Here is a 9,860-nt window from a genome sequence, read left to right on the forward strand (position 1 = left end):
TCGGCAACTTCGACTGGCTGGACGAGCTGTGCTCGGCCATCCACCGGCGCGGCATCGAGTCGGCGCCGGATTTCATCACCGTGGACAGCGCCGAGGGCGGCAGCGGCGCGGCGCCCATGCCGCTGATGGACGGTGTCGGCATGCTGCTGACCGAAAGCCTACCGGGCGTGGTTGACCGGCTGGTCGCCTGGGAGCTTCGCGAGCGCATCAAGGTGATCGCGTCCGGCAAGCTCATCAACCCGCGCGGCGTGGCCTGGGCGCTGGCGGTGGGGGCGGATTTCGTGAACTCCGCGCGCGGCTTCATGTTCGCGCTCGGCTGCATCCAGTCCATGCAGTGCAACAAGAACACCTGCCCGACCGGCGTCGCCACGCACGACCCGCACCTGCAGCGCGGCCTGGTGCCCGAGGACAAGGCCGAACGGGTGGCGCACTTCGCGCGCAACATGGAAAAAGAGGTGGCGATGATCGCCCACTCCTGCGGCGTGGCCGAGCCGCGCGGCCTGACGCGGCGCCACGCGCGCATCATGGTGGCCGAGGGACGCTCGATCGGCCTCGATGAGCTGTACCCGCCGCTGCCACCGCGGCGCTTGCAGTAGCGAGCCTGCCGAACGCCGGCTCCTATACTGCCGCGGCCGCCCCACTTTGGCCCTGACCCATGCGCTGCCCCATCCCCAACGTGCTCAGCATCGCCGGCTCGGACCCGTCCGGCGGGGCCGGCATCCAGGCCGATCTGAAGACATTCGCGGCGCTTGGCGCGTACGGCATGGCGGCGCTGGCCGGCCTCACCGCACAGAACACGCGCGGCGTGACGGCGATCCAGCCGCTGCCGGCCGATTTCGTCGCCGCGCAGATCGACGCCGTGTTCGCGGACATCCGCGTCGATGCGGTCAAGCTCGGCATGCTGGGCGACGTCGACGTGGTGGCCGCCGTGGCGGGCTGCCTGCGCCGCTGGCAGGCGCGCAACATCGTGCTGGACCCTGTGATGCTGGCCAAGAGCGGCGCCGCGCTGCTGGCCGAATCGGCGGTCGCACGGCTGCGAGCCGAGCTGCTGCCGCTGGCGACCATCGTCACGCCGAACCTGCCGGAAGCGGGCGCCCTACTCGGCTGCGAACCACCGGCCGACCTGCCGGCCATGCGCGAGGCGGCGCGCGCCCTGCATGCGCTGGGGCCACGCTGGGTGCTGCTCAAGGGCGGCCACCTGCCGGGCGACGACTGCACCGACGTGCTGTACGACGGGCGGGCGTTCACCGATTTTCCGGCCCGCCGCATCGCCACCGCCAACACGCACGGCACCGGTTGCACGCTGTCGGCGGCCATCGCCGCCGGACTCGCGCAAGGGCTTGCCGTGCCGCGGGCGGTGGCGCAGGCCAAGGCATATCTCACCGCCGCCATCGCCGCCGCCGGCACGCTCGATGTCGGCCACGGTCACGGGCCGGTGCAGCATTTCCACGCCTGGTGGGAGCGCGCACCGCGTTGACCGGCACGTTCAGCGCGCGTCCCTGACCGGCAGCTTGAGCACCTGGTCGATGCGTACCTTGGCAGTCGGCGACAGGCCGTTGTGCGCCGCGAGCTGGCGAGTGCTCAGGCCATGCCGGGCGGCGATGCCGCCGAGCGTCTCACCGCGGCGCACCTGATAGCGCCGCACGGTCAGCGGCGTCGGCCGCCCGGCCCGCCGGGCCAGCTCGGCGATGCGCGCGTCGGCGCCCGGCATGTCGTCCGGCAGGCGTAGATCGTAACCCTTGGGCAACAACTGGACGTCGTCCCACACGCTGCGCCGCAAGGCCGGGTTCAGCGCCCGCAGCTCGGCGCGCTCCACGCCCAGCTCGCGCTCGACCACCGCGAGCGGCAGATAGGCCGGCAGGGTCACTTCCTGCATGCGCGCCGGCGGCGCCTTGGCGATCGGCCCGAAATGCGCTTCCGGCTTGGACGACAGCTCGAGCGCCGCCAGGAAGGTGGGATAGAAATTTCGCGAGGCGAAACCGAACGCCGGCCCGTCGTAGCGCTCGATCAGCACCGCGATGTCGTCGCTGCCCAGCGCATCCACGGCGCGGCGCATGCCGGCGCGGCCGTGGTTGTAGGCGGTCAGCGCCAGCGGCCAGGTACCGAGCGCGTCGTAATTGCCGCGCAACAGCTTGGCGGCGGCCACGGTGGCGGCGTGCGGGTCGTAGCGCTCGTCGACGAACTGGTCGATGCGCAAAAACAGCCGCCCGGTGCTGGCCATGAACTGCCACAACCCGGCCGCGCCGACGTGCGAGCCGGCCATCGGGTCGAAGCCCGATTCCACGTACGGCAGGGCGCCGATTTCCTGCGGCACGCCGTACTGACGCAGCGTGCTGCGGATGTGCGGCTCCCAAGTGCCGGCACGGCGCAGCGCGGCGGCGAAGCGGTCCGCCTGCCCGAGCTGGAAACGTACCCGTACGGCGGCGGCGCGCAGCTCGGCCGGCGACGCGCCCTGCCCCAGTGCGCGCACGCGCCGCACCAGCGGGTCGGTCGCGTCAGCCGTGCCGTCGGCCCGCGCCAGCAGCGCATTCTGGATGGCCAGACGCCCCGGCTCGACGAGCGCCTGCCGGGCGGCGCGGTCGAGATCGCCGGACCAGCCGATGGTCTCGTAGACCACGCCGAGCCGGCGGTCGTCGTGCAGAAAGCCGCTGTGGGTGTCGACCTCGGTGAACACCCGGGCCCAGAACCGCACAGCCGGCTCGAGCGCCGGCGGACGCGGCAGCGCCGCCGGGTCGGCGCGGACGGCGCCGATGCAGCACAGCAAGACGACCAACCAAGACCGGCGCGGCGACATTGGGATACGGGCGAAGCGGAACGTGACCGCATTCTAGCCGCACCCCTGGCACGCCTTGCGCCGCGCGTCACGAATCGTTCGCGCGGCCTCCGGACGCGGGGTGCGCCGGCTCGCGCGGCGCACCCGTGCCGTGGCGGATCAGAAGTTGAACTGCACGCCCGCCGTGGCCAGATCGAGGTCGCCCTCGGCGCCGTTGTCGTCGAGCTCGTAACGCGTGTACTCAAGGCGCAGGCTGAGGTTCGGCAGCACGGCGACCTTCACGCCGGCCCCGTACAGCCAGTCGCTGCCCTCGACGCTCTTGTCGACGCCGAGCGGCCCGTCGACGTCCACGTCCCACCACACGCGACCGCCCTTGGCATACACCGCAAAGCGCTCGCCGAGCGGCGCCGCCAGCAGCACGCTGGCGGTGTAGCCGTTACCGTCGATATCGAAACCCTTGTTTTCGAATTCCGGCACGTCGAGATAGCCGGCCTCCACCCCCAGCCAGGGGTTCACCATCACGCCACCGAAAGCCTGCCAGGTCCAGCGGTCGTCGTCGAAATCTTTCAGTTTGCCGGTATCGATTGCGGTGTCGTGCACCGTCACATCGTCGATCTTGGCGAAGCTCACCCCGCCGCCGAGGTAGAACTTGGGGTTAAACCAGGCGCTGGACGACGTGTCGGCGGGCGCTGCCAACGCGGCTCCGGCGATGCCGAGCGTGCCGGCGGCGACGAGGGTCGAGATGAAGTTTGCCTTTTTCATGGGTTCCTTCGCTCCTGAGTGATCGCGTGAAAAAAAACACGTCCATGAATCTGAGGAATCGCTGAAAAACGCCAGCCGTGGAATTTCTCGATTCGCCGCTGCAAGGGTCATGCCCACGCAGCGGTTCCTCGACGGCCCACGCCCTCGATTCATGCCGGGGCATCCTGCCCCAGGCGCGGTCGAGCCATTCGACTGACCGACCGATCGGTTTACATTTTAGCAAAAGCACCGAAAAAGCGCCATCTCCGGCGTGCAGCACCGAGCCGACGCGGCGCCCGACGCAGGCGCCCTGCCGCCGGCGCACCCGCAGCGTCCACGCCCCCCTCGTGACGGGCATTCGTGTCACAGTGTGACGGCGCCGCCGGGGCGCACCGCAAACCGTTCAAATAAACGAGGAGAACACCCATGTCCGCCAACGCCGATTACGTGAACGAAGTCCGCTACCAGATGGGCCAGGCCAAGCTCGCCGAGTTTTCGAACGGCCCGAGCGTGACCGGCTCGGTCATGGACACGCTCAACAAGGTCGCCCCGCACATGGCCCGCCAGGCCATGGAGTTCGTGCTCGGCGACGTACTGTCGCGCCCGGGCCTCGACGCCAAGACGCGCGAGCTGCTGAACGTGGCCGTGCTCACCGCCATCGGCGCCGAGCTGGAACTGAAGCTGCACTCGCACATCGCGCTGAACATCGGCTGCACGCGCGAGCAGGTGGTGGAGGCGGTGTCGCAGCAAGCCGTTTACGTGGGCTTTCCGACCGCCATCAACGGCATCAAGGTGCTCGAGCAGGTGTTCAAGGAGCGCGACGCGCAGGGCGTGAGTAACTGAAACAGATGCGGAAAAATTCCATCCCTGGAATTTTTCAGCTCGCTCCGCGCGGTACACGCCCGCGCGGCGCTCCATGAATCAACGGCTCAGGCCGTTGATTCAGTCCAGGGCATCCTGCCCTGGACTGAAACAGATGCGGAAAAATTCCGTCCCTGGAATTTTTCCGCTCGCTCCGCGCGGTACACGCCCGCGCGGCGCTCCATGAATCAACGGCTTAGACCGTTGATTCATGCCAGGGCATCCTGCCCTGGACTGAAACAGATGCGGAAAAATTCCGTCCCTGGAATTTTTCCGCTCGGGCAGCGCGGCACACGCCCGCGCTGCGCCAGCTACCAGGGCGAGGCGCCGAACCACGCGGCGTGATAGCGCAGCGTGAGTGCATACAGGCCCAGCCCCACCGCCACGGCGATCCAGTTGATCTCGCCAAGTGCCAACCGGTTGCGGCCCTGCGCGATGGCCACGAACGGCAGGTACGAGGTCTGCCGCGCGAACGCCTCCCAGGCGGCGCCGTAGCGGCGCCGGTACTTGCGGTCGAGGTTGAGCGGGCCGATCAGGCCCTGGAACGCGAAGCTGCCGAACAGCAAATGCGAGGCCCAGTCGCCGTTGACCAGAAAGTGCGACAGCCCCCACAGGCCGAGCCCGAGCAGCCCGGCGTGGCGGGTGACGCGCACCATGCCGCGCGCCTGCACCTGATCGGGCGGCACGCGCCCGAGCGTGGTCGGGTTCTTGTCGGTGACGCTGGCGGCGAACAGCACGAAGGCCAGCGCCATCAGCACCCAGCTCAGCGGCTTCAGTGCGCCGGCGGTGCCCCAGGTTTCAAGGTAAGGCGCGTGCGCATAGGCCCAGCCCATCCACACCAGGCTGGCGGTGATGATCAGCGCGAAACCGGCCTTGAACGGCCCCTCGCCGGTGCGCGCGACGATCAGGTCCCGCAGCGGGCTGCCGGAGACGATCCAATGCATGCCAAGGAACAGCGCCGTGGCGGCGATCAGCGATTGCATTTTCCTTCCTCCCTGAAGACCGGTCGCCGTCGACCGGTGAGCGAACGATTGTGCGGCACGTCCGTCACGCCTGCGCCCAGTCCGGCGCCACGCCTTGCCTGCCGTCATGCCGCCGCAGGAAAACCCCGCGGCAGCGCTTTACCTGCCGGTCGTCAGTGCCGGTGCGCCGGCCGGTCGGCATGCTCGCCGCGTGCCGGGCGCGGCATGCGCACGATGGGCACCCATTCATGATCGGCCAGGCACGGCTCGAGCGTGGCGTGCTCCACATTGAAACGCTCGCGCAGCACCGCCCGCACGCGCTGCTTGAGCTGCTCGAACGCCGCCAGGTCGTCCGTGTCCGGCACCAGGTGCGCCTCCAGCGCGCGGCGGTGCTCGTCCAGGCTCCACACGTGCAGGTGATGGATGCCGCGCACGCCGGGCGTGGCGCGCAGCGCCGCCACGATGGCGTCGTACTCCAGATCGTCCGGCACGGCACCCATCAGCAGGCGCACCGTACGCGGCACCAGCCCGAGCGCCTGGTGAATGACATAGCCCGAAATGACCACCGTGATGACCAGGTCGGCCAGGGTGAGGCCATAGAGCAGGATCAGCGTGCCGGCCACGATCACGCCCACCGAGGCCAACGCATCGCTCACGTTGTGCAGAAATGCCGCGCGCATGTTGAGGCTGTGCTTGGCGCCGCCGGCGATGATGAGCGCCGTCAGGGTGTCGATCACCAGCGCCACACCGGCCACGATCACCACCGGCCAGCCCTCGACCGGCTGCGGCGACACGAAGCGGGCCACCGCCTCCACCAGCAGATAGCCGCCCACCAGCAGCAGGGCGATCGCATTGATCAGCGTCGCCACCAGCTCGGCGCGCTGGTAGCCGAAGGTCATCAGCCGGTCGGCCGGGCGGCGGGCGATCCTCTGCGCCAGCAGCGCGATACCCATCGAGGCCGCGTCGGACAGGTTGTGCAGCGCATCGGCGATCAAACCCAGCGAACCCGACACCACGCCGGCGCCGATCTGCACCAGCGTCAACAGCACATTGATGACGATGGCCCACGCCAGGCGCCGGTCGCTCAGCGTGCCGTGGGGATGGTGGTGGTGCGCATCCATGCCGTCAAGGATGCGCTGATTCATTCAGCGCATCCCGCCCGGGGCAGGCTGCCCCGGCCTGAATCGACGGCGTAAGCCCTCGATTCAGGGAGCACCGCGCGGCGGCGAGCTGAAGAATTCCAGCGAGGAACTTTTTTCAGCATTGCCTTAACAGACCGACCGACCAGGGCCTGCCGGCGAGCGTGGGTCACCCATTCGGCGCTCGCCTCAGAGTCGGTGAAGAAATGCGCGTGCTGCGCATGTCTTGCGTCGCCCGTCCGGTACACGCCCGGACGTGCTCCCGGAGCTCGAAAAATTCACAAGCGCTCACTCCCAGCGCCGGCGCAGCACTTTTTTGTCGAATTTGCCGACCGAGGTGCGCGGGATGGCGTCGATGAGGTGGATGTCCTCGGCGTAGGGAATCTGCCATTTGGCGAAGTGGCCGCTGGCGGCCAGGAAATCCTGCACGGCCTGCGGCGTCAGTTCCGCCTCGCGGCCTGGTCGCGGCACCAAAAACGCCACCGGCCGCTCGTCCCATTTGGGGTCCGGGCGCGCCACCACGGCCGCCTCGGCCACCGCCGGGTGGGCCATGAGGGTGTTTTCCATGTCCACGCTGGAAATCCACTCGCCGCCGGATTTGATGAGGTCTTTCACCCGGTCGGCGATGCGCATGTAACCGTCCGGGTCCAGCGCCGCCACGTCGCCGGTGCGAAACCAGCCATCCGGCGTGAAGGACTTGTTCGAGCCTTCCATCTTGTAATAGCTGCTGATCACCCACGGGCCGCGCACCACCAGCTCGCCCACGCTCACGCCATCGCGCGGCAGGATCTCGCCGTTCGGGCCCTCGATGCGCATCTCGATGCCCGGCACCGGAATGCCGGCTTTCAGCCGCGCCGCGTATTGTTCTTCCGGGCTGGCGTTGCGCATGCGGCGCTTGATGCGCGACACGGTGCCCAGCGGCGACAGCTCCGTCATGCCCCACAGCTGCACGATGGGCACGCCGTAGCGCTCGTCGTAGGCGCGCATCAGCGCCGCCGGCACCGCCGAGCCGCCGCAGGCGATGCGCTGCAAAGGCTTCAAGTCCCCGCCGTGCTGCTGCAAATGCTGGTCGACCATCATCCAGATGGTCGGCACGCCGGCGGCGAACGTCACCTCCTCGCCGCGGATGAGGTCCACCACGTCGGCCGCCTGCGGGTTTCTGCCCGGGAACACCAGCTTGCTGCCGAACATGACCCCGGCGAACGGCAATCCCCAGGCGTTGACGTGGAACATGGGCACGAACACCAGCGCGCTGTCCAGCTGCGACAGGCCCATCACGTCGGCCATGCCGATGGCCATGGTGTGCAAATACAGCCCGCGGTGGCTGTACAGCGCGCCCTTGGGGTTGCCGGTGGTGCCGGATGTGTAGCAGATGGCGCAGGCGGTGTTCTCGTCGAGCTCGGGCAGCTCCGTGACCGGCGTGCCGCTGGCCAGGAAGTCCTCGTACTCGGTCTCGCCGCGCAGGCCGAAGCTGTCGCTGCCGCCCTCGCGCATCACCACGAAGCGCTCGACACCCTTGCAATGCTCCTGCAGCGGCACCAGCTGCTCGGCGAGCGACTCGTCGACGAAGATCATGCGGTCTTCGGCGTGGTTCACCAGGTACGTGAGCTGGTCGGTGGAAAGACGAATGTTCAGCGTGTGCAGCACCGCGCCCAGGCACGGCACGGCAAAGTACAGCTCGAGGTGCTGATAGCGGTTCCAGGCAAAGCTGGCGATGCGGTCGCCGGGTTTGACGCCGGCGGCCTTGAGCGCTCCCATCAGGCGCAGCACCCGGTCGTAGAACTCGCCGTAGGTATAACGGTGCACGCCGCCCGGCTCGCGCGTGGCGATCTCGCCGTCCGCGAATAGATCCCTGGCCCGCCGCAGGATGGAGGTCAGCGTCAGCGGGTAGTTCATCATCAGGCCGTGCATCGTCGTCTCCTCGGGCGATCGCGTTCATTAGTGACTGCCGGCGGGCGCCGGGCGGCACAGCTTAGCAGGCCGCCGATCGGGCAAAACGCGCTGCTCCTTTCAGTGCCCCGCCATTTGCAGGCGTTCGAGATCCGCCAGCACCTCGGCCGCGTGCGCGTCCGGATCGACATCCAGATAGCGCTGCGCGACGCGGCCCTGCGGGTCGATGATGAAGGTCACGCGCTTGGCGATTTTCATCACCAGCAGATCGCGCAGCGCCCCGTAGGACGCCGCCACCGCGCCGTCCTGGTCGGCCAGCAACGGGAACGGCAGGCTGTGCTTTTTGGCGAACGCGGCGTGCGAGGCGACGTCGTCCACGCTCACGCCCACCACCTCGGCACCCAGCTTGCGGATGCTCGCGATGTCGTCGCGAAAGTTGCAGGCCTCGGTGGTGCAGCCCGGCGTGTCGTCCTTGGGATAGAAGTACAGCACCAGCCAACGGCCGGCGTAATCGGCCAGCGCATGCGTCTTGCCGGTCTGGTCCGGCAGGCTGAAGGCCGGCGCCGGGGCGCCGATTTCGGGCGGTTCCGCGGCCGCCGCAAGGGCCGGCGCGACCAGCAGAAACAAGGCGGTCAGCAGGCGTTTCATGGTGTCTCCGGTGGGGTTGGCGGGCCGGTATGATGGCCGGCACAGCATACCCACACCGCAAGGAGGAGTCCGCCATGCGTTACGCCGCCCCCGGCACCGCCGGTGCCAAGGTCGCTTTCAAGTCCCGCTACGGCAATTTCATCGGCGGGCAATGGCTGGCGCCCGCGTCGGGTGAGTATTTCGAGAACATCACGCCCATCACCGGCAAGGTGTTCTGCGAGGTTCCGCGCTCGAACGCCGCCGACATCGAGCGCGCGCTCGACGCCGCCCACGCTGCCCGGGCCGCCTGGGGCAACACCGCCCCCGCCGAGCGCGCGGCGCTGCTGCTGAAGATCGCCGACCGCATGGAGCAGAACCTCGAAGCGCTGGCGGTGGCCGAGACCTGGGACAACGGCAAGCCCATCCGCGAGAGCCTGGCGGCCGACCTGCCGCTGGCGGTGGACCACTGGCGCTACTTCGCCGGCGTGCTGCGCGCGCAGGAAGGGGCGCTGTCGCAGATCGACGCCGACACCGTGGCCTACCACTTCCACGAGCCGCTCGGCGTGGTCGGGCAGATCATCCCGTGGAACTTCCCGCTGCTGATGGCCACGTGGAAACTGGCGCCGGCGCTCGCCGCCGGCAACTGCGTGGTGCTCAAGCCCGCCGAGCAGACGCCGGTGTCGATCCTGGTGCTGATGGAGCTGATCGGCGACCTCATCCCGCCGGGCGTGGTAAACGTAGTCAACGGCTTTGGCGTCGAGGCCGGCAAGCCGCTGGCGTCGAGCCCGCGCATCGCCAAGATCGCCTTTACCGGCGAGACCACCACCGGGCGGCTGATCATGCAGTACGCGTCCGCCAACCTGATCC

The 9,860-nt window shown here is 68.8% G+C and carries 9 protein-coding genes and 1 pseudogene; 4 read left to right on the forward strand and 6 right to left on the reverse strand.

All coding sequences use genetic code 11. The features are described from left to right. On the forward strand, nucleotides 1–596 hold a 596-nt coding region (locus PHC73_RS07335; protein ID WP_300126282.1), incomplete at its 5' end, for a glutamate synthase-related protein. A 59-nt stretch (nucleotides 597–655) separates the two neighbouring features. Beyond that, nucleotides 656–1,477, forward strand: a complete 822-nt coding sequence (thiD, locus tag PHC73_RS07340) for a bifunctional hydroxymethylpyrimidine kinase/phosphomethylpyrimidine kinase (RefSeq protein WP_300126284.1) — start codon at nucleotides 656–658, stop codon at nucleotides 1,475–1,477. Nucleotides 1,478–1,486: 9 nt separating this feature from the next. On the opposite strand, the gene PHC73_RS07345 is transcribed toward thiD, so the two are convergent. Continuing rightward, entirely contained in the window at nucleotides 1,487–2,764 is a 1,278-nt protein-coding gene (locus PHC73_RS07345; RefSeq protein ID WP_300126286.1) for a lytic transglycosylase domain-containing protein, read from the reverse strand. 168 nt (nucleotides 2,765–2,932) lie between these two features. Further along, nucleotides 2,933–3,535, reverse strand: a complete 603-nt coding sequence (locus PHC73_RS07350; protein ID WP_300126288.1) for an outer membrane beta-barrel protein — start codon at nucleotides 3,533–3,535, stop codon at nucleotides 2,933–2,935. 405 nt (nucleotides 3,536–3,940) lie between these two features. Between PHC73_RS07350 and PHC73_RS07355 the strand changes: the two genes are divergently transcribed. After that, nucleotides 3,941–4,357, forward strand: a complete 417-nt coding sequence (locus PHC73_RS07355; protein ID WP_300126290.1) for a carboxymuconolactone decarboxylase family protein — start codon at nucleotides 3,941–3,943, stop codon at nucleotides 4,355–4,357. A 329-nt stretch (nucleotides 4,358–4,686) separates the two neighbouring features. On the opposite strand, the gene PHC73_RS07360 is transcribed toward PHC73_RS07355, so the two are convergent. The 4 genes from PHC73_RS07360 to PHC73_RS07375 all read right to left on the reverse strand — a co-directional run bounded on the left by PHC73_RS07360 (nucleotide 4,687) and on the right by PHC73_RS07375 (nucleotide 9,014). Beyond that, nucleotides 4,687–5,358: an NnrU family protein gene (locus PHC73_RS07360; protein ID WP_300126292.1), complete on the reverse strand. Its 672-nt coding sequence runs from the start codon at nucleotides 5,356–5,358 to the stop codon at nucleotides 4,687–4,689. A 152-nt stretch (nucleotides 5,359–5,510) separates the two neighbouring features. Next, nucleotides 5,511–6,482: a cation diffusion facilitator family transporter gene (locus tag PHC73_RS07365; protein WP_300126294.1), complete on the reverse strand. Its 972-nt coding sequence runs from the start codon at nucleotides 6,480–6,482 to the stop codon at nucleotides 5,511–5,513. A gap of 282 nt (nucleotides 6,483–6,764) precedes the next feature. Next, nucleotides 6,765–8,387, reverse strand: a complete 1,623-nt coding sequence (locus PHC73_RS07370) for a long-chain fatty acid--CoA ligase (RefSeq protein WP_300126296.1) — start codon at nucleotides 8,385–8,387, stop codon at nucleotides 6,765–6,767. 99 nt (nucleotides 8,388–8,486) lie between these two features. Then, nucleotides 8,487–9,014, reverse strand: coding sequence for a peroxiredoxin (locus tag PHC73_RS07375; RefSeq protein WP_300126298.1), 528 nt, complete (start codon nucleotides 9,012–9,014; stop codon nucleotides 8,487–8,489). Between the two features lie 74 nt (nucleotides 9,015–9,088). Between PHC73_RS07375 and adh the strand changes: the two are divergent. After that, a pseudogene (gene adh / locus PHC73_RS07380) lies at nucleotides 9,089–9,860 on the forward strand (aldehyde dehydrogenase); the annotation flags it as partial.

The organism is Immundisolibacter sp. (assembly GCF_028696615.1).
Classification (GTDB): Bacteria; Pseudomonadota; Gammaproteobacteria; order Immundisolibacterales; family Immundisolibacteraceae; genus Immundisolibacter.